This window comes from Cupriavidus sp. SIMBA_020 (assembly GCF_046535395.1).
Taxonomy (GTDB): Bacteria; Pseudomonadota; Gammaproteobacteria; order Burkholderiales; family Burkholderiaceae; genus Cupriavidus; species Cupriavidus campinensis.
This window is the reverse complement of the sequence record NZ_JAWRWU010001534.1, coordinates 1-240: the sequence shown is the minus strand read 5'-3', so window position 1 is coordinate 240 and position 240 is coordinate 1. Positions and strand designations below refer to the sequence as shown.

The 240-nt window shown below is 67.5% G+C and carries 1 pseudogene; it reads left to right on the top strand.

Features of this window, described 5'->3' with window-relative positions:
* Window positions 1-199 (top strand): annotated as a pseudogene (locus SB751_RS34730) (amino acid ABC transporter substrate-binding protein); the annotation flags it as partial.
* Between the last annotated feature and the right edge of the window lie 41 nt (window positions 200-240).

The following is a 240-nucleotide window of genomic DNA, read 5'->3' as shown; positions in this document are numbered from 1 at the left end:
CCTATTGGGTCTGGACCCCGGCATCGGCAAGAGTTTCGGGCTGGACGAAGGCTGGGCCCGCAACGTGATCAAGGCCGTCGGCAACTATGGCGAGGTGTGGGACCGAAACCTGGGCGCGGCCACGCCGCTCAAGCTCGATCGCGGCCTGAACCGGCAATGGAACCAGGGCGGCCTGCTGTATTCGCCGCCGTTCCAATAAGCCTTCACGCACGCGCTGCCGCCAGGCGGGCCGACGGCTCG